Raw genomic sequence first — 25433 nt, forward strand, 5'->3', positions numbered from 1 at the left:
TTTCAGTAAACAGTGAACTGATAACTGATAACTGTCTCCCGTCTCCTGTCTCCTGACTCCCGACGACCGACGGCTTCAAGATGGCTAACAGCTTAATCTTCACTGTTCACTGACAACTTTTTTAATTGATGATGGTGGTCATTGTAGGCTTGAATGCGCTCAGAAACGCGATTATCGACGGCATTTTTCGCCTGTCGGATGGCGTTAAAAATCGAAGGCGCTTGGGAACTGCCGTGACTGATCACACAGACCCCATCGACTCCAAATAACAGTGCGCCACCGTGTTCCGCATGATCCATGCGTTGTTTAATCTGTTTAAGATTGGGTTTAATTAAAGCCGTCCCGACTTTACCCTGTATCCCCTTAGGTAATTCCTCTTTGAGAATTTGTAGGATAATTCCCCCCACCGCTTCGGCAAATTTTAACAGGACATTACCGACAAAACCATCGCAGACGATCACATCAAATTGTCCCGATAGCACATCCCGGCCTTCAGCATTGCCGATAAAGGGAATTTGCTGGTTATTTTCTAATAATTCGTAGGTTTTTAGGGCGAGATCGTTACCTTTGCTGGCTTCTTCGCCGATATTGAGTAAACCGACTTTCGGCTCTTCAACCCCCATAACGTATTTACTGTAAATTGTCCCCATTAGGGCAAACTGCTCTAAATATTTGGGTTTACAGTCCACATTCGCCCCGACATCGAGAATAATCACCGATTTACCCGCCAACATCGTCGGCAGCACCGCACCGATCGCCGGGCGATCGATTCCTTTTAAACGACCTAAACGCAGTAACGCTGCCGCCATGGCTGCCCCGGAGTGACCAGCGGACACCACCGCATCGGCGCGATTTTGTTTGACTAAATCCATGGCCACATTAATCGAGGCCGCCGGTTTGCGACGGATAGCGGTGATCGGCTCTTCGTCCATGGCCACCACTTCCTCCGCGTGGACGATGGTGAGATTCTTGGGACGGGGATGATGCTGGAAATAAGCCTCAATCCGTTCAGAATCGCCGACTAATAATACTTCTACATCTAATTCTTCGGAAGCTCGCATCGATCCCGCGATAATCTCGTTGGGAGCGTAGTCACCTCCCATCGCATCTACCGCGATTCTTGCCCGATTTAATGCCGTTTCTGCCATTGAGTCAGTGGGATAGAAATCTTTAATAAGTTGAGCGGCAGCTCTTGAGAAAAGCTGGCCGATCGAGGATTAGTGTTTTCTGATCGAGCAATTGTTAAAAATTACCAATCATCTCTATACAATAAGGCATCATTGCGATTAAGGAAAAGATGTTCTCAGTTTTTAATTTGGCAGTTTTCGGCTTTCTCTTCGGTTGGCTGGGGGGGCAATCCCAACCGATCGCCAATATTCCCCTAATTTCTTGGCAAAATCAGCCTATTTTTGACCTTCCCACCGCTCCCGATCCCCGGGTAGCGGCGATCGTGGCCGATTATCTGCAAGACTTGACTAAAAAAGGTTTAAACTCTAGTCAACAACGGGTCTTAATTGAGACGGAATGGGCTGATTTAGCTGATCATCAGGGTAATCTGCCCGCTTCGGGGGCTTCTTTGACTAAAATCGCCACTACTCTCGCCGCCGTGGAAACCTGGCCTCTCGATCATCGTTTTGCAACTCGATTTTACAGCACGGGAGAGGTAAAAAACGGGGTGTTAGAGGGAGATTTAATTATTGAAGGGGAAGGGGATCCTCTTTTTGTCTGGGAAGAAGCGATCGCAGTGGGCAATGGCCTCGATCAATTAGGCATCCGTCAGGTCAAAGGCGATCTGATCATTACGGGTCAATTCGCCATGAATTTTCAAACCGATCCCCTCAAAGCGGGAGAATTGTTGAAAATTGGTCTTAATCAATCGAAATGGTCAAAAGAAAACCAAAAAGCTTTTCAGAGTCTTCCTAGCGGCACACAAGCCCCACAGGTGAAGATTTTGGGCATGGTTCGAGCCAGTCAAATTCGCCCCGAAAATGCCCAATTATTATTGCGTCATCAGTCCTTAACTTTAACGGAACTGTTGCGTCAGATGAATATTTATAGTAACAACGTCATGTCAGAAATGTTAGCGGAGTTGCTCGGTGGTCCCGCGGCAGTGGACGCAATTAATACCAAAATTACTGGGGTAGGAGCGGAGGAAATTCAATTAATTAATGGTTCGGGATTGGGGGTAGAAAATCGCTTGTCTCCCCGGGCAGTTATTGAGATTCTCAAGGCCTTGGATCGCAAGTTAGCCAATCAACCGATCAAAGTCGCCGATTTATTTCCGGTGGGGGGACGCGATACCAAAGGAACTATGCAGTGGCGGGCCATTCCTAAAGGAGTGATGATTAAAACTGGAACTTTGGCCCAAGTTAGTGCCTTAGCCGGAGAAATTCCCACCCAAGAAAGGGGTAAAGTTTGGTTTGTAATTATGAATGCTGGTAGTAGCAATATCGAGGGATTCAGAAATCAGCAGGACCGGGTGTTACAAGCTTTAGATCAACACTGGCAAATTCTCCCGGAAGCTACTAAAGGATCGATTCCTGAAAGGGCCTTTTTAGGTGATCCTAGTCGGGTAAGTCAGGGTTTCTAAGGGGTAGATATCAACTTGACAATCAAATTTAGTTTGATGGTGAGGAACTTTAGCAAGGTTTTATATTCACTTTTGCCGATAAACTGACTACTTTTCTGCCATTTTCTCCTTGTCTTTGCTGCCAATCGGTAAACATCGCATCCCAATCATAGTGACAAAATTTTGCCAGTTTTTCCCGAAATTGAGCAAAGGATGCGTGGTTAAACGAGGTGCATCTCACATTTGCAGAAATACCGACAATCAGCAATTATCAGTGACTCTTAAACTGGTACAAATATATCAACAATCGCGTGTAAGCATCCCACCGAAAAACTAATGCGCGGGGGGTTTGGGGGCGGCGCCACGCCCCCAACGGGGGGTTTGGGGGGTAGAACCCCCCAAAGGCTTGGATTGAGTGATAAAATCGGAAGTGATCACCAATTTTAGAAGATAGTTTCCCTTTAAAAATCCCAACTCAGTAGATTTACAAAAATGAGATGTACTCGGTTAAACGCATCCAGGAATTTTTAAGGATAAAAACACATTTGCGGTAAACCAAGGGATTCTTCCCAACCCATCATGAGATTGAGACATTGTACCGCTTGTCCCGATTGTCCCTTAACTAAATTATCGATCGCTGACATCACTATCACCCGATCGGTTCTCGGATCCACTTCAATACCGAGATAACATAAATTAGTACCACAGGCCCACTTAGTTTGTGGATAGACTCCCCCCGGTAGGATTTTGACAAAGGGAGAAGCGCGATAAAAAGCATTGTAGATAGTGATTAAATCATCCCGCACCAGATTAGGATCCCGTAAAGTGGCGTAAACTGTGGACAGGATACCCCGAACCATGGGCATTAAATGGGGGGTAAACTGAACGCGCACCTCATGACCGGCTAAATCACCGCAAATCTGCTCGATTTCGGGAGTATGACGGTGTTTTCCCGCTACATTATAGGCCCCGATCGAACTATCTGCTTCTGCCAATAACATATTAATTTTAGCTTGTCTTCCCCCTCCCGAAGTTCCCGATTTGGCATCGATAATCGTGGTTTCCGGGAGAATTAAACCCTGTTTTAACAGGGGAGAAATCGCCATTAAACTAGCAGTAGGATAACATCCGGGGCAACCGATCAAAGAGGCATTTTTAATCTCTTCCCGATAAAGTTCCGGTAAACCGTACACAGCTGTAGATGCGATCGCTTGATCCTGACGTTCCTTACCATACCATTTACTATAGGTTTCTAGGCTAGTAAAACGATAATCTGCCGACAGATCCAAGACTTTACACCCTTTAGCGAGCAAAGGAGGGGCTAAATCACAGGCTAAACCATTAGGTAAACCCAGGAAAACCACTTGACAACGGGAGGCAATTATCTCTAAATCGATCGCCTCCACATTAAGATTAATACTATGACCGAGATGGGGATATAAATCACTGTAGGGTTTCCCCGCACTACTATCGCCCCCCAGATAGACTAATTCGACAAGGGGATGTTCTTTGAGCAAACGTACCAACTGTACGCCACCATATCCCGAAGCGCCGACAATACCCACTGAAACCTTCTGTCCTTGCGTCATTTCCCTTATTCCTAAAAATTCTTATCGTTAATATAACGTTTTGTTCTGGCTGAATTTTAGCCTAACCGGTGGGATTTAAATCAAAAAACTTCCTGTAAAAATCTAGTATCTCGGCCGGGTTGTCCCTCAACCGTCAATTTCTCTTGATTAATAGGCGTTTATCTTAATGATGAGGTACAAGATTTTCCTTTTATGAGGCCAAATTAGGTTAAACTTCATCCTTAGGAGAAAGGCTGTAATTCAATCCCCTATCTTTACAATTTTGATCGCACTGTAAATTGATAATCTCCTCCCGGTTCTAATTGATAATCGTAGCGTTCTAAAAACCGATTCAAGGGTTCAAAAATCAAAGCCCTACCTAGGGAAGGTTGTACTGATAACTTGCCTTGAAGAAAATGCCATTGAAAACGCCATTGATATTGTTCCGTCCGCACTTCTCCCTCTAATTTCCCCGTTTGCCAAGATTGCTTAATTATCCGCACATAAGCCGTGCTTTCTGGTCGATTGCCGCCACTCACCTGAACCCTACCTATAGATTAAATATCAAACATTAAGATAGCGAATTAATCCTTGTTTGTCATTACTTGAGCTAATTTTCCCGACTTTATTCTGGGGCAGTGACTTCATTAACCTTAGAAACCAAGACATTTAATTGAAAAGGTCGCCCCATTTCCTTAGTAATGAATTCTTCCAACAATTCTACCTGTCTAGGAGTAATGCTTTCGGAGGTTCTTACTACTAATCTCACCCGGGGAGGTTGCTTGAGCCAATTAATCGAAGATTCCAATAATTCTGCCCGTTGAAAAGTAATCGTTCGTTGTAATAAAGCTTTTTTGATCAACCTTGCTAAGCGAGCTTGATTAGCCAGAGTTGCAAAACTTATTCCTAAGGGAATTAGCAAAACTGCTGTCAGGATAGAAGTTAAAATTAGAGCGTTACGCGCCCGATGAAAATTAGAATAACCAGCCAGCAAAAAGACCAACAAACAGGAGAGAGCAATGCCTAATAAATTGGTAATATATAACAGAGTTGCTCCCAAACTTAGGATCCAATTGCCTTGGGATAATCCTAAACCAATCGTGCAAACTGGTGGCATTAAAGCCACGGCAATCGCTGTTCCCGCTAAAGTACCTGAAATTTTCGGTTCTATTTTGGCATAACCACTGATTGCCCCCGCCGTAATTGCCACTCCTAAATCTAAAAGATTCGGTTGAGAACGAGCTTGAATTTCACTACCAAATTCAGAAATTCCGATCAATAATCCCAGCAACCAAGCTATCACTAAAGCGATTATCGTACCGACCAAAATCGCCAAGGCTGACTTACGAATTAATCGCCAACTGCCAATTAAACCACCAAAAGCTAGACTACGAATCGGCAACATCAAAGGGGCAATAATCATCGCCCCAATAATCACGGCCGCACTATTGGCAACTAAGCCTAAAGTAGCGATCGTACAAGAACTAACTATCAAAGCTAGATAGGGAAAATCGAGGGACGCTTCTAACCATAAATCGCGCCACATAGCCCGCGATTGTTGCCAGGTCAAGGGTTTTCTTGAGAACCACGAGTAGGGCCGTTCTTTTCTGGTCATGGGACTGAGGAAGATGGACTTTTCTTTTACTTATAGCTTTTTTTCTCTAATCAATGTATATAGCGTTTCCTAAGCTAGTGAGGTACACCTATTTTTCTTCCCCTTTGCCTTTTGCCCCGTTTATGGATGATTCTTGCCCCTCTGTTTAGTGAAACTATATTAAACGGTTTTGGGGCGGCCTTAGACCCGAATTGGCCCGAAGGGGTCTATTTCTTGCCTCCTTTGCAGCGCACGGCTATTATCAATCGAATCCGCCCGCGAGGACTTATTTAAGCGTTTTTGTGATCTAACTCCCCAGTAGATGGGAGCAGGGGAGAGGGGAGAAAAAAGCTGACACTGATAACTGATAACTGATGACTGACTTCTAACCCAATGTGCGCCAAAGATAAACAAAAATTATCTATTGACTCCAAAAACTTGAGAATATTTAAATTAACATTTCGCAATATTTACAAATTCTTAAGAATTAATTGAGAAAGATTTTTATTTAACAACGATATTGCAATGGTTACAGCGATTTGATAGAATTTCATAGTGGGTTATTCTGTGCTTTTTTGGACAGCAATGGTTGAAACCCTTGCTACACCTACAGGGGGCTCCCAATTGAGAAGGGTAAATTGGTCAATTTTACCCACAACGATGATCTTTTTTTTGTGTAGTTTTATTGCCAAGAAAAAGTTTTTTTGACAAAAAGCACAAAGTATGCAGCATCAGTTATGGCAGAGTGGGGAAGTGGGGAAGTGGGGGAATTTCAACTAAAACCCTAAAACCCTAAAACCCCAAAACCCTATCACCCGACCACCGATCACTGAATTTACCGTTTAGCGGCAACAATGGCAAAAACGGTGGTATGGGGATCATCTTTTAAAGTCACCCCTTCCGGCATTTTTAAATCACCCACGAGCAGGGATTGCCCCACACCGATCCCCGACACATCAAATTCGATCACTTCCGGGATATTATCGGCAATACAAGAGACATTAACTTCGTTAACGAACTGTTCGATTAAACCGCCCTGTTTGGTTCCGATCGCTTCTCCAATGGCTTTAATGGGAACAACGATATCGAGCTTACCGTGGGCAGACACCGAGAAGAAACTGAGATGATAGAGATTTCTTTTCCAGGGATGAGATTGTACCTCTTGGATCAAAGCCTTTCCCGTCCAGGGCATTTCGGGAACATTCACATCCACCAGGGTATTATTTACCGAGGCTTTTTTGAGCAGGGTTAAGGCCGCTTTTTCTCCCACCACGAGGGAAACCGATTCCGTGCCGTTGTGGCCGTAGAGAACCGCCGGGATCAAACCCTGACGACGTAGGGCCCTGGGGTTAATATTTTCGGGTCTTTTTTGACATTCAACGCTAACTTGCATAGTTGACTAATCCTCTTTAGCAATGATTTAAAATTCGTAATTATCCCAAGGTGAGCCATTTTCGTCCAAAAGAGCGCGTTTTGGTCCGTGAATGGGGTCTTCAACGATAATAGTTTGGTCGCGACTAGCTCCCAGGGAGATAATAGCGATCGGTACTTCCATAATCGCCCCCAGGAACTTTAGATAATCGAGGGCCGGTTTAGGCAGGTCTTCCAGACTGCGACAATCACTGGTGGGTTGTTGCCACCCCGGCATCGTTCGGTAAATCGGTTGACAACGGGCGAATTCCACCGCACTACTGGGTAAATGGCGACAGGTTTTGCCGTCCAATTGGTAGGCCACACAGACTTTGATTTCCTCTAGGGTATCGAGAACATCCAACTTGGTGATCGCTAGACAGTCTAAACCATTGATTCGCACCGCGTAACGACCGATCACCGCATCAAACCAACCACAGCGACGACGACGGCCGGTGGTGGTTCCAAATTCCGCCCCCCGATCGCACAATAACTGCTCGATCTCCCCCTCTAATTCCGTGGGAAATGGCCCTTCCCCTACCCTAGTGGTGTAAGCCTTGGCCACACCGATCACTCGATCGATTACCGTCGGACCGATGCCAGAACCCACACAAGCACCCCCAGCGATCGGATTGGAGGAGGTAACGTAGGGATAGGTTCCGTGATCGAGGTCAAGTAGGGTGCCTTGGGCCCCTTCAAAGAGAATATTCTTACGCTTGCGGATTGCTTCGTAGATTTTTAGGGAACTATCGACCACATGGGGACGCAGTTTCTCGGCATATTCTAGATATTCCTCGATCACCGTCTTCGGATCTAAAGGCGGTAAGTTATATAACTTTTCTAAAATGACGTTTTTATAATTGGTCGTCCATTCTAGTTTTTGCCGCAGATTCTCGGTATTCATCAAGTCGATGACTCGAATGCCGATGCGCTCGGATTTATCGGCATAGGTGGGGCCGATACCCCGTCCCGTGGTGCCGATTTTATATTTACCCCGTTTTTCCTCGGATGCTTGATCGAGCAGCCGATGATAGGGCATAGTGACATGAGCCGTTTGCGAGATATAGAGATTGTCGGTAGTAACATTGAGGGCGTGTAATTGCGCCATCTCTTTGAGTAACACCGAGGGATCTATGACCGTTCCCGAGCCGATTATACATTCCGTATCTGGGTAGAGAATCCCGGAGGGAATTAGATGGAGTTTGAACGTTTGATCATCGACGACGACGGTATGACCCGCATTTACGCCACCTTGAGAACGCACCACTACATCCGCCGATCGACTCAGCAGATCTGTGATTTTTCCTTTTCCTTCGTCGCCCCACTGAGCGCCGATTACAATAACGTTAGCCAAGGTATTTTAGTCTAGCTAAAGTTCACACAAACTACTATTATCCCTCTTGGCGAATACAACTGTCAAGTTATCTCTCTTAGCTAATTGTGGGGAGAAGGCGAGGGGAAAACTCGCCTATTTTCAGGGTTTATTGACCTTCCCGACTGATTTGACGCTCGATAGTTTCGATAGCGGCATTTAATCCCGCTAGACGGGTTTCGAGGTCGTCGCGCATCCATTTAAGGAATGTTAACTTACGCTCTTGATATTCTTGGCGGGAAGTGCTGCCACAAGTGTTAAAGAAAAAAGGAAACATAGATCTAATGGGCTTGCTATAACTCTACGTCTCCTATCTTGACGAAAATTTTTAAAAAAGTCTAACCGTTAAGTCGCCATAATAACCAGAGACCCAACCCAAAACCGAAAAAGTTAGGCAGCCAGGCAGCTAGGAAGGGGGAGAGGGTGGCGGTTAGTCCCAAGCTGCCGACAAGGAAGTTTAAAAGATAATAGAGGAAAACAATAGCGACACTGAGACCGAAACTGGTTCCCCGACCAATTCTTTGCGGTAGAGAACCCAAGGCACAGCCGATGGTAGCAAAGACGATGCAGACAAAGGGAAAGGCGATTTTTTGCTGGATTCGCACTTGAAAAAATCTGACTCTCTTATCATCGCCACTGAGTTTGAGCAGTTGCACATATTCGATCGCCTGTGGTATGTTCATCTCGTAGGGATCGCGGCTTTGACGAGCAAAATCGAAAGCAGAGCGAGATAAAGCGATTTTTTCGGTTTTAAAGGGGATAACTTGGCTATAGGAGGCATTAGGGGGGGTTAATTCATAGATAATGCCGTTAAAAAAGTCCCAGACGTTATCGACGGCATTCCAACGGGCCGAATCGGCAATAATAATTTGATTTAATTCTTGTTTTAGCCAACGGATAACGGTGACGGTTTTCATTTTTTCTCCGTCAAATTGTTCGGCATAAAATAAACTTCTTAAGTTGCGATTAATCGTACCATTTTCTAGAGTTTTTATTTCATAATCTGGATAATAAAAGTCTTTATTTTGCCAAAAACTTGCTTCTTTATTAATTTTCTGTACTAAAATTTCCGTGGCTCGATAATTAACATTGGGAACCACATATTCGTTTAATAAAAATGTCACCACTGTAACTATTAAACTCAGGCAAAAAGTGGGTATAAAAAGACGATAAAGAGTGACTCCACAGCTTTGGAGGGCAACGGTTTCGCTATCACTACTTAAACGTCCGTAGGTGATTAAAGTGGCCAATAAAAGAGAAACTGGCAGGGAATAGGTGACAAATTCTGGCACTTTTAACAGGAGAATTTCTAGGGCCGAAGCGAGGGGTAGATTAGCATCAACTACCTGATTAGCCAAATCGGAAAGATTGCCGATCGCTACTCCCAAAGAGGCAAATAAACCAACACTAAATAAAAATGGGGGTAGTAGTTGGCTGATCAGATAGCGATCAATGAGGGCAATACCTCCATTTACCCAGTAAGAAATCTTTTTCTTAATCATTGATTTTGGTTAACTCACTCCTCTTTCATCCCATTTCCTAACCCGCAGCCGTCTTGCCTATCCCTTCGGTTAGCCTATCATATTTTGTCTTTGACGAAAAACACCGCCGGAAGTTGTATGATTGCGGAGAGAGTGGACAGAAGTAAGGATTTGGGTGAGTGTAGATAATTTTTCTGTTCCTATTCCCCGATCATCCCCAGGTGAATTATGCTGCTAAACTGGCAAACTTTTACTATTCATAAACGAGTACCTTTAACGATTAGTCGCGGCACCACCAGCGAAAATACTAATATCTGGCTGCAAATTAGCGAGGAAAATATCGAAGGGTGGGGAGAGGCATCCCCTTTTGATATTACCAGCGAGGAGAAAAAACCCGATAAAATCCTACAAGAATTAAACTCGATCGCTCCTATTTTACAATCTTTTCATCCCTGTCAACGCCAAGAAATTGAGAAAATTTTATGGCAAAATCAGATATCTTCGGCTACTCGTGCGGCTATTGATACGGCACTGCACGACTGGTTAGGCAAAAAAGCTAATTTACCTCTCTGGCAAATTTTTGGACTCGATCGCTCTTTAATTCCGCCGGTTTCTGTTACTATCGGTTTAAATTCTCCAGAAAATGTGCAGAAAAGGCTGTTAGATTGGCTAGAAATCGGCGATTTTAGCTTATTAAAAGTCAAATTAGGCTCACCGGACGGGATAGAAGCCGATCAAGCCCTAATTCTGGCTATTAAAGCAATTGTCCCCCATTTGCCCCTAACTGTCGATGCTAATGGGGGTTGGAAATTTAGCGATGCGGTGAAAATGTGCCAATGGTTAGGGGAAAAAGGCGTTATTTATGTGGAACAACCCCTATCCGTCGGACAAGAACGAGATTTAATTGATTTATACCAAAAATCGCCCTTACCCATCTTCGTCGATGAAAGCTGTTTTTCTAGTCAAGATATCCCGAAACTAGCCGATCGAGTCCACGGCATTAATATTAAACTAATGAAAGCTGGCGGATTAGCCGAAGTGCAGAGAATGATTCATGTTGCCCAAGCTTGCCGACTGCAAATTATGTTCGGATGTTACTCTGACAGCAGTTTAGCCAATACTGCCCTAGCACATCTTGGCCCGCTTGTCAACTATCTTGACCTAGATAGTCATTTAAATTTACGCGATGATCCCTTTACGGGATTAAGCTTAGAAAAGGGACGTTTACAACCAAATAATTCACCCGGTTTGGGTGTTAGTTTACGGACAAAAGATGGCTAATTATTTGACTCCTGACAAGAAAGTAGCGATTCTTCTCCACGAAGGAATCAAAGGAACTCGCGGCAAAACCGGATTAAGTTATCTGCGTTACGCGAAAGCGCAGGTAGTGGCGATTATTGACTCAGAAAGTGCCGGCAGCGCCTTAAAAGAAGTGGCTGGAATCGATCGCCCCTTGCCGATTGTTGCTAGTGTTAGGGAAGCTCTAACCTATCATCCCGACACCCTGTTAATTGGAATAGCGCCTTCAGGAGGCATTTTACCCCCCCATTGGCTAGAAGAAATCAAAGAGGCGGTAAATGCAGGGTTATCCCTCGTTAATGGTCTCCATACACCCCTAAAACCCCTTTTTCCTCAGCTTAAACCGGATCAATGGATTTGGGATATCCGTCTGGAACCCCAAGGCTTAAAAATTGGGCAAGCGCGGGCGAAAAATTTAACCTGTCAGCGTATTTTAACGGTAGGGACGGATATGAGTGTGGGCAAAATGTCCACTAGCATCGAATTACATCGGGCAGCCCCAGAAAAAGGGCTAAAATCGCAATTTTTAGCCACTGGACAGGGGGGGATTATGATCGCGGGAAAAGGTGTACCCTTGGATGCAGTGCGCGTCGATTATGCTGCTGGTGCGATCGAGGCTTTGGTGTTAGAATCAGCAGAAAATAACGATATTCTGTTTATTGAGGGTCAAGGCTCGCTATTACACCCTGGATCCACTGCTACCTTGCCCTTAATGCGTGGCAGTCAACCAACGGGGTTAATTCTCGTCCATCGCGCCGGACAAATTCATATCAAAGATTTACCCGATATTCTCATCCCTCCCCTAACAGAAGTGATTAAACTCTACGAAATGACTGCCAGCGCTGGGGGAAGTTTCGGGGAGGTGAAGGTAAAGGGGATTAGTTTAAATACTTTTCATCTTAGTCCGGAGGCGGCAGTTAAAGCTATAAAAACTGTGCAGGAGGAAACGGGGTTATTTTGTACCGATGTTGTCCGTTTTGGCGGTCAAGGGTTATTATCAGTGATCAGTGATCAGTAAACAGTGATCAGTTAATGACTCCTGTTATCCTAAAAACGGCGATAGATGGGGAGTTTTGCCTTGCTAAATCAGCAAATAGGGATAAAATCAAAACAAATTAGTTTTTCGGCGACCATATCATGTTAACCCCATCGGATAGTAAATTATCTAAGCAGCAGCAGATTCTCTCGGCTGTTTCCGAAGAAGAACAGCTTAAACAGCAACGGATTCAGGAAGTGCTATTGTTAATAGATAGTTTATTCCAAAGAGAGGAAACGACTTTTAGAATTATCATTGACTGTCTTTACGATGTGGGTTCGTTAAATTTAATTAATAAAAAGTTTCATCGTCGTCACTTAAATTTTATTATGAAAGCGATCGCTCGTTTTTCTAAGCCTATATTCAGAATTTATGCTCTCTATTGGGTGAAAAAAAATAGCCCGAAATTAATTACTAATTGGTTGGCTACTAAGGTTAAATTCTAGATCGATCCCCCCTTAATCCCCCCTTGATAAGGGGGGTGCCGATCCCCCCTTAATCCCCCCTTGATAAGGGGGGAACTGACAATTTTTAACGGGTGCATCTCAATTTTGTCGAAATATCTAGATGACATTTTGGGCGCACGCAGTGCGCCCCTACCATTGGCGCAATAATATTATTGTAGGGGCGAATTGCATTCGCCCTCTTTGAATAACTTCTGCTGCTCACCTATAGGTGAGAGAAAATCACAAATATTGAGATGCACCCATTTTTAACACCTACCTACCTATAAACCCCAGAGACAGTAATCAGCACCAAGAAAAACTGTTTCGGCAAACCCTAGCTAGGGACTAAATTTGCACCTGTCTGAGATGACGACGGGGATCGGTGGTACGCTGAGATTTAATTTTCTCGTATAATTCCCGTTCGATCGCCGTTAATTCTTTGGGAGTATCGATGACAATTTTGACTAATTGATCGCCGCGTTGTCCTTTATTGTCGATCCAACCTTTGCCGCGTAAGCGCAGGGATTGACCGGAACGAATACCGGCGGGAACTTTTACCGTCACCAGGCCATCGGGGGTAGGAACTTCAATCGCTGTGCCTAAAACCGCCTCATCGGGAGTAATCGGCACTTCACAGGTTAAATTATCGCCTTCAAAAGCAAAGAAAGGATGGGATTCTAATTCCACATCGAGAAATAGATCTCCCCGTTGTTTACTCAAGGGATCGATTAGTCCTTTACCCCGTACCCGGAGACGATTACCGGTTTTGGTTCCTGCGGGGATTTTGATATCGATCATTTCTCCGGCTAAATTAACCCGTTTTTGTACTCCTCGTAAAGCTTCCGCAAAAGTCAGACGCAGTTTAGCGGTGGAGATGCCAGAAGTGACGGATTGCGGTGGAGTACGAGCGCCGGCAAAGTCGTTAAAATTGCTAAAATCGCCAAATCCTCCCCCCGGAGTCCCGTAGGAATGGGAACGGGGGCGAGTACCGCCGGGGCGGCCCATGCGACCGAGCAGTTCATTGATAAAATCATCAAAGGTGCTGTACTGGCTAAAGTCAAAACCGTCGGAACCAAAGTCAACCCCCGGATTACCACCCGGCCAACTCGATCGCCCAGCCTGTTGCCAATATTGTCCAAATTGATCGTATTTTTGGCGTTTTTCGCTATCGGAGAGGACTTCGTAAGCTTCGCTAATTTCTTTAAAACGTTCTTCGGCGCTTTTATTGTTAGGATTGCGATCGGGGTGATATTTGACGGCTAATTTGCGAAAAGCTTTTTTAATTTCTTCGGCGCTGGCAGTTTTACCTACTCCCAGAACGGCATAATAATCTTTATAATCTGCGGCAGGCATCGATACGCTATCTCCTTAGCAATGGGGATTCAGTCGGGATATTCCTAATCTAACTTAATTTTATCGCTGTCAGGAGTCGGGAGTCAGGAGTCAGGAGTCAGGAGTCAGAGTATAGGGAAATGGGGAGATAGGGGAATAGGGAAATTTCAACTAATACCCCAAAACCCCAAAACCCTAAAATCCCAACACCCAACACCCTTTTTACCTTTAATGTAACGTCCACTTTTTGACTTTTCACTTTTTACTTTTTATCTGGGGAAATTGCCGACGACGACGATACCAAGTTCCCACACCTACTAACAGAGCAATAAGGGTAAAAGCCACCATCAGGGGCAATATATCGCCTTTTCCTAAAGATTTTAAGCCCGCACCCATCATAACAAAGGGTAAAATTCCGGGGACAGTGCCTAATAAAGTACCGATGAAATAATCGCGAAAACGGATAGAAGTTAATCCCGCAACAAAGTTAACGATACCGTAGGGAATAATCGGTAATAGACGGATAGCAAACATATAAAATAGGCCGCCTTGCTGCATTTCTGCATCGATCGCTTGCCATTTTCCCTGAAATTTTTTGGCGGTATATTCCCGGCCAATAGTACGAGTAAAAGCAAAGGCAACTATAGCGGCCACCAAAGCGGCGATCGTTGTCCAAACTGTTCCCATAACTACCCCAAAGATGGCCCCACCACTGAGGTTTAAGGGGGTAGAAGGCAGGATTAAAATTGTCCCGATCGTATAGAGAATAATATACAAAATGGGGGCCATAATTCCCATTTGTTTTAACCAGATCTGTAATTGTTGGGAGTCGATACCACCGATCAGATAAACTCCCATCGCCGTGGCGATAATACAAATTATGGTTAGGATAATAACACTACTTTTAGTTTTAGACATTTAACGGCAATTTTGGGCTAAGTGCTGGTTGTAAAACATAAGATGCAACAGGGGTTTATATTTCCCTATTGCCAAAAATATAGCAGAAATCGGTTGAGAATCGATCTCGATCTCAATATTAGCTGGCTGCCCGATCGCTCCCTAAATTAGCCCCGATATCGGGGGTGCATCTCATTTTTGTAAATCTACTAAGTTGGGTATTTTTAAAGGGAAACTCTCCGCTAAAATTGGGCGTTACTTCCGATTTTATCACTCAATCCCAGCTTTTGGGGGGTTCTACCCCCCAAACCCCGGAGCGCATTAGTTTTTCTGTGGGATGCTTACAGGTAGCTGCTGATATATATGTAATAATCTAAGAGTCACTGATAATTGCTGATTGTGGATATTTCTATTTGTAAACAACCATTTTCTCGGTGTAAGTCCCATTCAAGATAGGCTAATCTGGCGTTGCATAATAGAGATATGAATGGAGGAAATCAAAATGCAATGCCCTGAATGTAAATCTACCCATATCCGTAAAAATGGCATCAATAAACAAGGTAAACAAAATCATATTTGTGTAACCTGTGGCCGTCAATTTATTAATAACTATGAAAAACAGAAAGGCTATGACGAAAAAACGAAGCGAGAATGCCTAACTGCCTATGTTAATGGGATGGGATTTAGAGGAATAGAAAGGCTAAAGGGAGTTCATCATACGACCGTAATTAATTGGGTAAAATCTGTGGGAGAATTATTGCCAGTCGCCTATGACCCAGAAACAATTCCTGAAGTAGGGGAACTGGATGAATTGGAAACCTTTGTTGGCTCAAAAAAAACAAAATCTGGGTGTGGACAGCCGTTGACCACTTTAAAAAAGGAATTTTAGGTTGGGTAATCGGAGACCATAGTAGCGAAACGTTTCGCCCATTATGGGAATTAGTTAAGTCTTGGGGATGCTATTTTTATGTGAGTGATGGATGGTCAGTTTATCCATGTTTTATAGCAGAGGGCGACCATATAATTAGTAAGACTTATATGACCAGAGTAGAGGGTGAGAACACACGTTTAAGACATTATCTAGCCCGATTGCATCGCCAAACACTCTGCTATTCTAAGTCTACAGAAATGTTAGGATACTCTATTCGTTTATTAATTCATTATCTGAAGTTTCAAGAAGTGCCTATTCCTTACTGATTCATAGCTTAATTCAGCAACGCCGCTAATCTTTCTTTAATGGCTCGATTTTCTGCCGTCAGTAAACTAATTTGGTTAACTAAAGCACTGACTAATTCATCTAGATGGTGTAGATTGCTATGAGAATTTACATAATTTTCCTCTCTAAAGCCAGAATTGACAATCATCTTCTAATAAACTAGGATAAATTCCTTGTAAGCGTCGATAAGCAATAATGTCCGCTCCATACAAAGGGATAGGTAAACGGGGATCTTTGAGAGAACCATAGTGAAGTAAAGTTAATTTTAACGTAGTGTCAACTAACTGTTTTAAATTTACTTGTTCTCCTAATTCATGAACTTTTAAGCGCAAGGGACGAGGAACACCAATTTTTTCAGAAACTTGGGACGTTATCAGGATAACTTCCCGATTTGATAAAGCAAAAGCTAATCCTTTTGAGGGAGCATTTATCTGTTTTTGCTCAAAATTATAAAGTCTAGGACTGCCAGTCTTATAACATTCTACGAGAATAAATTTAGCATTAATTGCTCTCGCTCTTGCCAGTAAATTGTCAACCTCCTTTCCTTGAAATTTACCATCTCTATAAATGAGAACTGTCTGATTTTTTAGTTCAGCTTGCGGTAAACAATTTTCCATAATCCGTTGAGGAATTTCTTCTCCCTCGGTTAAACTATCTTCTACCCGACAGCGAACAAATTCTCCCTGTTTTCCATATAGTCGCACACTTGCACAAACATTGAGACTCCCCAGCAGATTTTTTTTAGGCTTCCTTCCCACATCTAAACCAATAAAATAATCGGCAATTTCTAGAGGTTCAGCAAGGACATAGGGTAAATTTCCTAATTTGGCTAGGATCCCTGGGACAACTTGATGGAGAATATTATTATAGTTGCTCTTATTATTTAAAGTTTTCTCATAAATCATTTGAGTCATAACTCCACGATCCAAAAACTTTTTTTTAATCCAGGAATATAAACTTCCTTCTTCAGTATTATCAGCATTGCGATCCTCTTGAGGAAGAAATACTAAAGCAATATCTACAGGAATTTCTCCTCGAATTAATTGATCAACTGCTTCTTCCAGTCTAGCTCTTTTTTCAAATCCTAAACCTTCAACAGAGAAATTTATTTGATTCTCTGGTGGCAAAATAGTTTCAAATTTATAAAGTTTTAATCGCTTTTCTAATTGTTCTCTAAAATCTCCCACTTTTAAATTAGATGGTTTCAGAATAGCTAAACGAATTTTACGAGCAGGATCGACATATTCTCGATGACGTTTATATACACCCCCCTTCGACAATCCTTTGAGAGTTTCTCTTTTTTCTCCCCTTTCTCCCTTACCAAATAAGATGGGAGTTTGCTCAAGAGAAATAGAAGGAGTCCAAAAGACTTCGGGGTATTCTTGGCTGTTAATACTTCTTTCTCTTAACTGAAACCCAAAGTTATTTAAAGTCTTTTGTGCTTCCTGTTTATATAACTTTAATAGTTCTTGTCGTTTAGCATAGGAAATTTTTGTTTCCTTTAATAACTCTCCGTAATTGACTTGAAATAAACTCTCATCCTTATCTGTCATACAGGGTTTTAAAGCTGCTAATGGATAAATATACTCCTGGGGATTTTTGCCAAATTGTACCGCCACCACTGGTTGTTCCAGATAAGCTTCTTCTAATTTTCTTCGACTAATTGAACCCGTGGCTTTTGTTAATAAATACTCTCTTTTTTCCCCAATTGTACCCGCTATTTTAATAATTTTAGCTATCCCATTGGTTTCTATGTCTTTAACCTTTAACCCTACTAATAATTTAACAGCATCTTGTCTATAGGGATGATTTTCATAAAACTGTTCTAAATCTCCACTATAGACAATACTGCTTTCAACAGTTAAACAAATAGCTGGATCGGTGTCATTGATGATTTCTGCCCAAAAGTTAACTTCTCTCCTTACCTGTACTTGGTTTTTACTTATCTGACTATCTTTTGGAAAAACTATTGGATAGGAAAATTTACCAAATATTTTCAGAATTCTAACTGCTAATTGTGCTGTGACTAAAGCTGTTATCTGAAAGTCTTTTAGCCAATGAATAGAATAATAGTGATCGCCAATATCTTCTCGTAAAACCTCTTGAATATCTGATAAAGCTTCTTTCCACTGTTGTGGAGAGGGAAGAGATTTTTCATCTTTAGCTAATACCCAAAAACAATTATCTTCAAAAACAACCACCACATTGGGAAACTTCCGACTGAATTGCCAACCAAAACGATTACCTATTTCCCTAGTAAGTTGATAATTAAGCTTAAAACAATTTAAACAACTATTCTTGAGAGTTAAGGAACTAATTTCACTCAAAAAAAGCGGGGAATTGGCTGTGTTAGCTGCTGTGTAATTCATGATCTAAACCTCCTTATTTGCATAATCACAAATCGATGTAAAAGGACAATAACGACAGGCATAGCCACTTTGGGGCGGGAAAATATGATAAAAATCTTCGAGGTGATCTTTATATTTTTTTAGTTGTTGCTGATGTTTTCTCGACAGGAAAGCTAGTTCGATTTTAACTGCTTCTATTGCCTCGGAAGACAGGGAGATATTTTCTGAGCTTGTTTGGGTTTCTAAATTGTAAAAAGAAGCGACAATTTTTTCCTGAGGATAAAGGTAACTAGCCGCCAGTAAATAAACATGAGCCTGACGACGATCAAAATTAGATTGACCAGTTTTCAAATCTAAAATATGTATAGTGTCATCAGCTTCTCTAAAAATACAATCAAAGGCAGCGTACAAATTAAACCGATAGTTACCTTGCTCGATAACAATAGGTTCTGGATAACCTTCATCGCCTCTAGATAAATTAATAATCTCTTTATTCAATAAAATTGGTTGTTGATAGTAATTGTTTAAAATTACTAAAACCCTGGCTTGAATTTCTGGCGATTCTTGATTTAATTGCAGGATTTCTGCGACTTGTTCCACCCCATCAAAACTGGATAATCTCGCTGGCTCTTGATGAAACTCAAAAACTCCTCGTTGTGCCAACTTACCAATTTTTTGCGCTTGATTATCTTGTGATAGTAATCTTTGCACTTCTGGTTCTTTGTTTCGCGCTTTTTCAAACCCCCGTTTTGTCTGACAATGCCAATTCTCATGGCCCATCGCCGGTTTAAGCGATCGCCAAAGAAGATAGCTCATCGGAGGATACCAAGGCTTTTTGGGAAACTGGCAGGACACGATTTTTTTCCCTCGGTCAGGATAATGCTAGGATGACACGGCAGTGTTGGCGTGTTGACTAAAATAATCAACGCCAATAAACTAACTCTAGCTTATGTTGATTTAAATAGTCAACCCTTGATATAATTTTTTTGAGCGATTGAGAGAAAAGCAGTGTCAGAAACATTTGGACAGGTTATCCGCAAAGCTCGTCGAGAGGAGGAATATAGTCAGAGAGAACTAGCTAAGTTGATTGGGGTGGACTATACCTATCTATCGAAGCTAGAAAACGATCATGCGGGTTATCCTCCTAGTCAGCAGGTTATTGAGTCCTTAGCGACTCATTTAAAATTAAATGCTCAAACCTTAGGAGAATTAGCAGGACGACTGAGTTCAGATGATCAAAAAGTCTTCAAAGAGTTAGTTCAAAAATACCAACAAATGCCGATTTTATTGCGTCGCATGAAAGACAATCCCAATTTTGCCAAAAAAATTATTTCTGAGGCGACAAAATTAGAACCAGAGGAGTAAATATCTTGGATATTATTAAACCCTATAGTTTTATTCCCAAAGCAGTGATTGAAACTCAGGCAGACAATATTCTTAAGAAAGTAAAAGCTAATCGTCGTCGTCCCTTAAAAAATTGCGATATTGCGGAAGCAGCGGCTGATTATTTTGATTTAGCTATTGAATGGACGGATATAAAGCCAGATCAAGAGGGAGAAATCGCCGCGATGATTATTCCCACAGAAAAGAAAATTATTCTCAATGAAGATGTAAAATTCTTAAAAGATTCTCAAAATCCATCCCTAGCAAAAGAAGGTTTTAAAAATTCGAGTTTAGCCCATGAAATTGGTCATTTTGTCCTTCATATTAATCAAACGGCCGTCTCTAACTTTTTGGATCGAATCAATCAGGGAGATTCCCTAGAGACAATTCAACCTTTTCTGTGTCGGACAGTTGATTCTAGCCAAAGAATTGAATGGCAAGCCCAATATTTTGCCAGTTGTTTACTAATGGCGATGAGTGAGTTAGAGAAAGCCATTAAGGGCCGTGACTTGACAAAATGGGGACATTTGTATGCGATCGCCGACGAGTTGGGAGTAACTATTACTAATCTTAGAAGTCGTTTAGAAAGTCTCCATTGGATTAAAGTCGATAAAAAAGTAATTTATCGGGGCAGTAATTTTCCCAAGAGATAGCTTAAATGTTCCGAGGGAGATTTAGCCCGTCTCGATCGACTTATTTGCTCATAATTTCGGCGGGTTGCGAGTTAGGAATCGGTTCAAAGTTGTGGTCGTCAGCCAGATATTCGGGATAGGTGGAGAATTGGGGTAGTATTTCTAGGGTAAAAGCTTCGGCAGCTTTCGACCGATAACGATTCGGGTTAATAATTACCGATAAAGTGCGCCTCACTTCCACATCTTTAATTCTGGTGGCGTGGATCACTCCCATTTGTAGTTCTTTTTCGATCGCTGTCACCGAGACAAAAGCCGCCCCTAAACCGGATTGGACGGCATTTTTAATCGCCTCGATCGAGTTAAGTTCCATCTCCACTTTTAAGCGTTTGGTATCGATATCGCAACGAGTTAAAACCTTGTCAATGACTTTGCGAATCGTCGATTGGGAATCGAGGGTGATAAATTTTAGTCGATATAAATCTTCTTTTTGAATCATTTCTACCTTAGACAGAGGATGAAAAATCGGCAGGACTAAAGCCAGTTCATCTTCTGCGTAGGGGATAATCCGCAGGGTTTCTTGTAATTCGGCGGGAACTTCTCCCCCGATAATGGCTAAATCCACTTGACCGTTAGCAACGCTCCAAGAGGTGCGACGGGTGGAATGAACTTGTAGCTGTACGGATACTTCTGGGTATTTTTGCCGAAAAATCCCGATCATGCGGGGAAGAAGATAGGTTCCCGTGGTTTGGGAAGCACCAATGATTAGGGTTCCCCCTTGCAGATTTTGTAGATCTTCGATCGCCCGACAGGTTTCTTGACAGAGAGTGATAATTTTTTCGCCGTAGCTTAAGAGTAGGTGTCCCGCTTCCGTTAATTGGGCTTTCCGACCGCCCCGGTCAAATAACGGCACATTTAGCTGTTTTTCGAGGTTTTGTACCTGAAGACTGACCGCCGGCTGAGATACATACAGGGTATCTGCCGCCCGTTTAAAGCTTCCCTCAGCAGCGATCGCTTTGAGAATTCTCAGTTGGTCTAGGGTGAAAGGAATGTCGGTCATAGAAAGCCTCAAAAACAGCGACAGGAGAAGGGGAGGGCAATAGCGACAAATCTTAAGCCAGTGCAGATAAATACACTGAATTGACAGTACCACACCACGGGGATCAATGCTTCAGCTAGTTCGATGATCGCTTATTTTAGTCCTCAGCAATTATCGGGTTTACTTTTACATACTACTTAATCGTTAGGCAGTAAGCATAAATAAGTTTTACACTTAATCATGTTTCACCTTTTCTCAAAAGGGTAGAAGGAGTTTTATCTGTAAAGTTTATTTATTCTCAATGCCTAAATAGTCGTTGGCTGCAAAACCTGCGAGTAACATTCTCCTAACCAGGCTGTTTTTTCTTCGTTTTTGAGCTTTGGTCAAACCTGGTTGAGAGCTACTTGAGATAACCCTTGCCGGTTTCTTTGTAAGTCTGATTGCATAGATTCAAGGCATAATCCCACCACCAGACCACTCCCATCACTTGACTAAGCTTTTGAGATTAGAGTTCTTGCATAATTAATTTTTGATAGTCCAAAAATGAGAAAAATAGGCATAAAATTGACTAAAACCCTTAAACAGAGCATTTAATTGATTAATGCTCATTCTTAATTCTCCTGACTATTGACTCCTCACCTAAGGTCAGATTTTTGATTTTTACAAGAGGTCTATTATAGTACAGGCTGTGATCGGAGGTAAACGAGGCGATCGGAGAATCCCCACCAGTGCGCTTGCTCAGGGTGGGGACTTCCCGTGCCATATTTTAGTTAAGGTCTTTATTTCGGCTGACCTCATTTTAAATTGTCTATAGCATTTCCTATTTTTCCCTCCTTTCCTCTATACTTAAGTATTTTTTAATATTTACTTTTGTGACGATTGGTCAGGTTTTATTAAGTAATGCTGCGGATGCAGGGAAACGCCGAGAATTTGTGATATCCACACCTCAAAATCGTGGATTGGATAAGCTTGCCCCCCCGTCAAGGGATTTACCATTGGTTTCACCAGAATGGTAAACATTCCCAGACGATTTCCTGCTAAAACATCGGTAAACAAGCGATCGCCAACCATAGCAATTTGTTGGGGGGGAAGTCCCATGGCTGCCATCGCTTGCCGGAGTTTGCGTCGAGAGGGTTTCACCGCACCGAGAAGGTAGGGAAGTTGTAAATTATCAGCGATCGCACCGATACGATTTTCACTCAGATTATTGCTTACCAACCAAATCGGTAGATAAAGACGCAAGGAATCGACCCAACGCCGTAAATCGTCAGAAACCGTCGTTTCCTGGAGGGGAACAAGGGTATCATCCACATCGAGAATCAATCCCTTAATCTGATGCTGACTCAAAATCTCCAGACTGAGACCGAGAATCGTATCCCCTAAAATTAAATCGGGTTGTAAAATTTTTGCTCTAGTCATTACTTCTCAAAAATAACTGGCAGCGAGTCGATCGAACTCAGCTTCCCTCTTTAGTATAAATGACCGACTGCCCCTGAAAATACTGCCCGGTCAATCCCTTCACTTGGCCGCTTGAATCACCTGTAAACTGCCACCAGCGTATAATTTTTGTTGACAATCACGAAAACCGATCGCCTGTAAAGATTGGATCAGGTCGCTATCGATAAACTGCCAAGCGGTATCGGTTTCAAATAATTGCAAAAATAGGGCTAAAGAAGGCCAAAAAAGCGGGTTAGTGGGTCGATGAAAATCCACGAGAGCAAAAATTCCCCCCGGTCTGAGAACTCGATACACTTCTTTAAGGATTTCCTCTAACTGCTCTGGTTCCATTTCGTGGAGAGCGGCGCTAGTATGCACAAGGGCGAATTCTCCGGCACTAAAGGGCATTTTTTCGGCTAATCCCTCCACATAATGCGCTTGCGGCACCGCTAAACTAGCTCGCTCCAGGGCCCGGGGAGAGACATCTAAACCCGTACAGCGATCGGATAGGGGGACTAAATAACGGGTGGTTTGGCCCGCACCACAACAGAGATCGAGGATAGGGTCATTTTTAGCGATTTTTAAACCTTCTAGGGCCAATTGCCGAAAACGGGACTCACCACCCACTGCTAGGGCAGCCAGACGGGAGATACCATCGTAAAGCCATTGATATTGATAACTGAGGGGACGTAAAATTGTAGCCAAGATCAACCTCCAAAATTTGATTAAGTTCTCTGTAGCCTGTAATTTGTTTTAACGGTTCCACCGATATATTGTTAAACTTGGTAAAGAATCTGAAAATTTAAAAATTATCTGTTAACACTATGGGTCGCGTTGGCGTTTTATTATTAAATTTGGGTGGGCCGGAGCGGTTAGAGGATGTGCGTCCTTTTCTATTTAACCTTTTTTCTGACCCAGAGATCATCCGTTTACCGATCAAAGGACTACAAAAACCGTTAGCTTGGTTAATATCGACGCTAAGAGCGAGTAAATCCCAAGAAAATTACCGTCAGATTGGTGGTGGCTCCCCTTTACTCAAGATTACGGAAGCACAGGCCACGGCACTGCAACAACGTCTCGCGGAAATGGGCCGCGAGGTGAGCGTTTATATTGGGATGCGTTACTGGAATCCCTTCACCGAAGAAGCGATCGAGCGGATTAAACGGGATCATATCAAAAAATTAGTTATTCTTCCCCTTTATCCCCAATTTTCCATCAGCACCAGTGGTTCCAGTTTTCGTGTGCTAGAGGAAATGTGGCAACAGGATCCCTATCTGCGTTTAACGGAATATACTCTCATCCCCTCTTGGTACGATCATCCCACTTATCTGAGTGCTATGGCGGATCTGATTGCGCGAGAATTAGAGCAGTGTGCTAATCCTGACCAAGTACATATCTTTTTTAGCGCCCATGGTGTCCCCCAAAGTTATGTGGAGGAAGCGGGAGATCCCTATCAAAGGGAAATTGAAGAATGCACTAGGGCGATCATGCGTACACTAAACCGACCCAATCAGTACACTTTAGCCTATCAAAGTCGCGTCGGTCCGGTGGAATGGCTAAAACCCTATACTGAAGATGCTTTAAAAGGGTTGGGAGAGCAGGGAATTAAGAATTTATTGGTCGTGCCGATTAGCTTTGTCTCGGAACACATCGAAACTCTGCAAGAAATCGATATAGAGTACCGAGAAGTGGCGGAAGAAGCGGGAATTGAACATTTTCAGCGAGTCCCGGCTCTTAACACTCACCCGATGTTTATCGAATCTCTCTCCCAGTTAGTGGTAAGATCCCTAGAGGAAAAACCTACCACTTTCGAGCAAATTACCCATCCGAAAGCGAATATGAAAATGTATCCCCAGGAACGTTGGGAATGGGGAATGACAACGGCAGCCGAGGTGTGGAATGGTCGATTAGCGATGATCGGTTTTCTGGCAATTATTATCGAGTTAATTACCGGTCAAGGACCGTTACATTTTGTGGGTTTATTATAACCTCGATCTTCGCTGCCATTGCTTTTGACGGTAACTACCAAAATAAGGTTGGGTTTAACTATATTTAACCCAACCATTGGTGATTTTATCTTCTCTTAGGACATCATATTAGCAGAACGAACATTAACGTTAACTTCTAGCCTGCCATTGCCGAGCATATCTAACCCAGTGACGCTAAACAGATTAGCTTTAATCCCCCTTTCCTGAAAATTAGCCTGTAATTCTTTGATGAGAACCTCTTCCACTTTCCCTTCATCATCTGCTAGAGCTTGGACGATTTTAGCGGCAAAAGAGCCAATTTTTGCGCTCAATATTTCTTCCACATTGGTAATCTCGATAATAACCATTGATTTTTCTTCTTAGTAGAGGACAAATAGCTTCACCAGCCA

At 42.8% G+C, this 25433-nt stretch carries 27 protein-coding genes; 9 read left to right on the plus strand and 18 right to left on the minus strand.

What is annotated here, in order from left to right; genetic code table 11:
- Positions 1–92 precede the first annotated feature (92 nt).
- A complete protein-coding gene (gene plsX, locus N0824_RS11010) occupies positions 93–1148 on the minus strand; it encodes a phosphate acyltransferase PlsX (RefSeq protein WP_108936796.1) in 1056 nt (351 codons plus the stop codon).
- Between the two features lie 149 nt (positions 1149–1297).
- Here plsX and N0824_RS11015 point away from each other — a divergent pair, with 149 nt between their 5' ends.
- Positions 1298–2590 (plus strand): D-alanyl-D-alanine carboxypeptidase, encoded by a 1293-nt coding sequence (locus N0824_RS11015; RefSeq protein WP_108936797.1) that lies wholly within the window; start codon positions 1298–1300, stop codon positions 2588–2590.
- 49 nt (positions 2591–2639) lie between these two features.
- Here N0824_RS11015 and N0824_RS20995 read toward each other — a convergent pair whose 3' ends face one another.
- The 8 genes from N0824_RS20995 to N0824_RS11050 all read right to left on the minus strand — a co-directional run bounded on the left by N0824_RS20995 (position 2640) and on the right by N0824_RS11050 (position 10015).
- A complete protein-coding gene (locus N0824_RS20995) occupies positions 2640–2810 on the minus strand; it encodes a hypothetical protein (protein ID WP_198285499.1) in 171 nt (56 codons plus the stop codon).
- Between the two features lie 286 nt (positions 2811–3096).
- Entirely contained in the window at positions 3097–4158 is a 1062-nt protein-coding gene (gene argC / locus N0824_RS11020) for an N-acetyl-gamma-glutamyl-phosphate reductase (protein ID WP_108936798.1), read from the minus strand.
- A 254-nt stretch (positions 4159–4412) separates the two neighbouring features.
- Entirely contained in the window at positions 4413–4676 is a 264-nt protein-coding gene (locus N0824_RS11025; RefSeq protein ID WP_108936799.1) for a DUF3146 family protein, read from the minus strand.
- 86 nt (positions 4677–4762) lie between these two features.
- Positions 4763–5752 carry a DUF389 domain-containing protein gene (locus N0824_RS11030; protein WP_108936800.1) on the minus strand — a complete coding sequence of 330 codons (990 nt, stop codon included), beginning with the start codon at positions 5750–5752 and terminating at the stop codon, positions 4763–4765.
- An 814-nt stretch (positions 5753–6566) separates the two neighbouring features.
- Entirely contained in the window at positions 6567–7124 is a 558-nt protein-coding gene (locus N0824_RS11040) for a 50S ribosomal protein L25/general stress protein Ctc (RefSeq protein WP_002781534.1), read from the minus strand.
- 27 nt (positions 7125–7151) lie between these two features.
- On the minus strand, positions 7152–8495 hold the full coding sequence (locus tag N0824_RS11045; protein ID WP_108936801.1) for an adenylosuccinate synthase: 1344 nt from the start codon (positions 8493–8495) through the stop codon (positions 7152–7154).
- 127 nt (positions 8496–8622) lie between these two features.
- A complete protein-coding gene (locus tag N0824_RS21000) occupies positions 8623–8790 on the minus strand; it encodes a hypothetical protein (RefSeq protein WP_008205493.1) in 168 nt (55 codons plus the stop codon).
- A gap of 61 nt (positions 8791–8851) precedes the next feature.
- Positions 8852–10015 (minus strand): LptF/LptG family permease, encoded by a 1164-nt coding sequence (locus N0824_RS11050; RefSeq protein WP_108936802.1) that lies wholly within the window; start codon positions 10013–10015, stop codon positions 8852–8854.
- A 207-nt stretch (positions 10016–10222) separates the two neighbouring features.
- On the opposite strand from N0824_RS11050, the gene N0824_RS11055 reads away from it, so the two are divergent.
- From N0824_RS11055 to N0824_RS11065, 3 genes are all read left to right on the plus strand, one after another.
- A complete protein-coding gene (locus tag N0824_RS11055) occupies positions 10223–11275 on the plus strand; it encodes a dipeptide epimerase (protein WP_108936803.1) in 1053 nt (350 codons plus the stop codon).
- A complete protein-coding gene (locus tag N0824_RS11060) occupies positions 11268–12311 on the plus strand; it encodes a DUF1611 domain-containing protein (protein ID WP_108936804.1) in 1044 nt (347 codons plus the stop codon). Before N0824_RS11055 ends, N0824_RS11060 begins: the two co-directional genes overlap by 8 nt.
- A 119-nt stretch (positions 12312–12430) precedes the next feature.
- Positions 12431–12775: a hypothetical protein gene (locus N0824_RS11065; RefSeq protein ID WP_108936805.1), complete on the plus strand. Its 345-nt coding sequence runs from the start codon at positions 12431–12433 to the stop codon at positions 12773–12775.
- 345 nt (positions 12776–13120) lie between these two features.
- Here the strand turns inward: N0824_RS11065 and N0824_RS11070 are convergent, their stop codons facing one another.
- Positions 13121–14128 (minus strand): DnaJ C-terminal domain-containing protein, encoded by a 1008-nt coding sequence (locus N0824_RS11070; protein ID WP_108936806.1) that lies wholly within the window; start codon positions 14126–14128, stop codon positions 13121–13123.
- A 234-nt stretch (positions 14129–14362) separates the two neighbouring features.
- Positions 14363–15025 carry a TVP38/TMEM64 family protein gene (locus tag N0824_RS11075; protein WP_108936807.1) on the minus strand — a complete coding sequence of 221 codons (663 nt, stop codon included), beginning with the start codon at positions 15023–15025 and terminating at the stop codon, positions 14363–14365.
- A gap of 173 nt (positions 15026–15198) precedes the next feature.
- On the opposite strand from N0824_RS11075, the gene N0824_RS21325 reads away from it, so the two are divergent.
- Both N0824_RS21325 and N0824_RS11085 read left to right on the plus strand, forming a co-directional pair.
- Positions 15199–15381: a hypothetical protein gene (locus tag N0824_RS21325; RefSeq protein ID WP_108936865.1), complete on the plus strand. Its 183-nt coding sequence runs from the start codon at positions 15199–15201 to the stop codon at positions 15379–15381.
- A 125-nt stretch (positions 15382–15506) separates the two neighbouring features.
- Positions 15507–16201 (plus strand): IS1 family transposase gene (locus tag N0824_RS11085; protein WP_108936533.1). Its coding sequence is split into 2 segments (ribosomal slippage): positions 15507–15849 and positions 15849–16201, totalling 696 coding nucleotides; the frame shifts between segments, so codons are not numbered across the junction.
- Between the two features lie 8 nt (positions 16202–16209).
- Here N0824_RS11085 and N0824_RS20715 read toward each other — a convergent pair.
- Genes N0824_RS20715 through N0824_RS11095 form a run of 3 tightly spaced genes read right to left on the minus strand, consistent with a single transcriptional unit; the run spans position 16210 to position 19384 of the window.
- The gene (locus N0824_RS20715) at positions 16210–16368 is read right to left on the minus strand and encodes a hypothetical protein (protein WP_158269549.1); all 159 of its coding nucleotides are present in this window, start codon (positions 16366–16368) and stop codon (positions 16210–16212) included.
- The gene (locus N0824_RS11090) at positions 16346–18589 is read right to left on the minus strand and encodes a Piwi domain-containing protein (RefSeq protein ID WP_108936808.1); all 2244 of its coding nucleotides are present in this window, start codon (positions 18587–18589) and stop codon (positions 16346–16348) included. Before N0824_RS11090 ends, N0824_RS20715 begins: the two co-directional genes overlap by 23 nt.
- 3 nt (positions 18590–18592) lie before the next feature.
- The gene (locus N0824_RS11095) at positions 18593–19384 is read right to left on the minus strand and encodes a PD-(D/E)XK nuclease family protein (protein ID WP_108936809.1); all 792 of its coding nucleotides are present in this window, start codon (positions 19382–19384) and stop codon (positions 18593–18595) included.
- A gap of 192 nt (positions 19385–19576) precedes the next feature.
- Between N0824_RS11095 and N0824_RS11100 the strand changes: the two genes are divergently transcribed.
- Both N0824_RS11100 and N0824_RS11105 read left to right on the plus strand, forming a co-directional pair.
- A complete protein-coding gene (locus N0824_RS11100; protein WP_002747791.1) occupies positions 19577–19933 on the plus strand; it encodes a helix-turn-helix domain-containing protein in 357 nt (118 codons plus the stop codon).
- A gap of 5 nt (positions 19934–19938) precedes the next feature.
- Positions 19939–20604 (plus strand): ImmA/IrrE family metallo-endopeptidase, encoded by a 666-nt coding sequence (locus N0824_RS11105; RefSeq protein ID WP_108936810.1) that lies wholly within the window; start codon positions 19939–19941, stop codon positions 20602–20604.
- Between the two features lie 40 nt (positions 20605–20644).
- Here the strand turns inward: N0824_RS11105 and N0824_RS11110 are convergent, their stop codons facing one another.
- The 3 genes from N0824_RS11110 to N0824_RS11125 form a co-directional block, all read right to left on the minus strand.
- The gene (locus tag N0824_RS11110; RefSeq protein WP_108936811.1) at positions 20645–21640 is read right to left on the minus strand and encodes a LysR family transcriptional regulator; all 996 of its coding nucleotides are present in this window, start codon (positions 21638–21640) and stop codon (positions 20645–20647) included.
- A gap of 843 nt (positions 21641–22483) precedes the next feature.
- Entirely contained in the window at positions 22484–23038 is a 555-nt protein-coding gene (locus N0824_RS11120; RefSeq protein WP_108936812.1) for a YqeG family HAD IIIA-type phosphatase, read from the minus strand.
- A gap of 99 nt (positions 23039–23137) precedes the next feature.
- Positions 23138–23761, minus strand: coding sequence for a class I SAM-dependent methyltransferase (locus N0824_RS11125; protein ID WP_108936813.1), 624 nt, complete (start codon positions 23759–23761; stop codon positions 23138–23140).
- Positions 23762–23880: 119 nt separating this feature from the next.
- On the opposite strand from N0824_RS11125, the gene hemH reads away from it, so the two are divergent.
- On the plus strand, positions 23881–25044 hold the full coding sequence (hemH, locus tag N0824_RS11130; protein WP_002782597.1) for a ferrochelatase: 1164 nt from the start codon (positions 23881–23883) through the stop codon (positions 25042–25044).
- Between the two features lie 95 nt (positions 25045–25139).
- Here the strand turns inward: hemH and N0824_RS11135 are convergent, their stop codons facing one another.
- Entirely contained in the window at positions 25140–25391 is a 252-nt protein-coding gene (locus N0824_RS11135) for a hypothetical protein (RefSeq protein ID WP_002739055.1), read from the minus strand.
- Positions 25392–25433 lie beyond the last annotated feature (42 nt).

Origin of the sequence: Microcystis sp. 0824, assembly GCF_003112475.1 — a bacterium.
Classification (GTDB): domain Bacteria; phylum Cyanobacteriota; class Cyanobacteriia; order Cyanobacteriales; family Microcystaceae; genus Microcystis; species Microcystis aeruginosa_C.